The 1,606-nt window shown below is 68.7% G+C and carries 1 protein-coding gene and 1 pseudogene; both read left to right on the forward strand.

Features of this window, described 5'->3' with window-relative positions; all coding sequences use genetic code 11:
- A partial coding sequence (mmsA, locus tag V6M45_RS12900; RefSeq protein ID WP_332656945.1) for a CoA-acylating methylmalonate-semialdehyde dehydrogenase occupies positions 1 to 1,087 on the forward strand: 1,087 nt, incomplete at its 5' end.
- Between the two features lie 85 nt (positions 1,088 to 1,172).
- Positions 1,173 to 1,606: pseudogene (locus tag V6M45_RS12905) on the forward strand (hypothetical protein); the annotation flags it as partial.

Here is a 1,606-nt window from a genome sequence, read left to right on the forward strand (position 1 = left end):
GCTGGGCGTGGTGGCGGGCATCACCCCGTTCAACTTCCCGGCCATGATCCCGATGTGGATGTTCGGCGTCGCCATCGCCGTCGGCAACACCTTCATCCTCAAGCCGTCGGAGCGCGATCCGTCGGTGCCGGTGCGTCTGGCCGAGCTGATGATGGAGGCGGGCGCGCCCGCCGGCGTGCTGAACGTCGTGCACGGCGACAAGACGGCGGTCGACGCCATCCTGACCCATCCGAAGGTTCACGCGATCAGCTTCGTCGGCTCGTCCGACATCGCCAACTACGTCTACCAGACCGGCGCGGCGCACGGGAAACGCGTCCAGGCGATGGGCGGGGCCAAGAACCACGGCATCGTCCTGCCCGACGCCGACATGGACCAGGTGATCAAGGACCTGTCGGGCGCGGCCTATGGCTCGGCCGGCGAACGCTGCATGGCCCTGCCGGTGGTCGTGCCGGTCGGCAAGAAGACCGCCGACGAACTGCGCGAGCGAATGGTGGCCGAAATCCCGTCGATGCGGGTCGGCGTCTCGACCGACGCCGGCGCCCACTACGGCCCCGTCGTCACGGCCCAGCACAAGGCGCGGGTCGAGGGCTGGATCGAGAAGGGCGTGCAGGAAGGGGCTGAACTGGTCGTCGACGGCCGCGGCTTCAGCCTGCAAGGGCACGAGAAGGGTTATTTCATTGGCCCGTCGCTGTTCGACCACGTCACGCCGGAGATGGAGTCCTACAAGGAAGAGATCTTCGGCCCGGTCCTGCAGATCGTCCGCGCCGCCAGCTTCGAGGAGGCGCTGCACCTGCCGTCGAAGCACCAGTACGGCAACGGCGTCGCCATCTTCACCCAGAACGGCCGCGCGGCCCGCGACTTCGCCGCCCGGGTCAATGTCGGCATGGTCGGGATCAACGTCCCGATCCCGGTGCCGGTCGCCTATCACACCTTCGGCGGCTGGAAGCGTTCGGCCTTCGGCGACACCAACCAGCACGGCATGGAGGGGGTGAAGTTCTGGACCAAGGTCAAGACCGTCACCGCCCGCTGGCCCGACAGCGAGCTGGAGCACGCGGATTCGAGCTTCGTCATCCCGACGATGGGCTAGGTTCGCGTCCCCCGCGTTCGGGGGTGCGCAAAGCGCCGGCAGGGGCTAACCTGCCGGCGGCAGTGAAGCTGGAGCGCTCCCCCGCATGCGTCGCTTTTTCGTCTGGTCGGCCCTCGCGGCCCTGGTGGGCCTGATCCTCGCGATCGGCGGCTTCTGGGCCTACCAGCATTTCTACGCCCGCTTCCAGCCGGTGACTGTGACCCGCAACCAGGCGGTCATCCAGGAGCTGCTGGACGAGGCCTCATGGCTGTCGTCCGGCGGCGGCGGCGAGCCGCTCTACATCATCGGCTACCGCGACTCGGCCGCCATGCAGCGCTACGAGATGGAAGAGGTTCCGAAACTGCGCGCCGCGGGCGTCGAGGCGCGCATCATCCTGTTCGCCCGGCCTGACCGCGAGGGACTGGCGCAATCCACCGCCGCCGAGCGCGCAACGGTCGCCGAGCTGTGGCTGACGCGGGACTGGACGCTGTACCAGCGCTGGACCGCCACCCCGGTGCGCAACTGGACCGCCGCGGGCAT

It is taken from the genome of Brevundimonas sp. (assembly GCF_036676055.1).
Taxonomy (GTDB): domain Bacteria; phylum Pseudomonadota; class Alphaproteobacteria; order Caulobacterales; family Caulobacteraceae; genus Brevundimonas.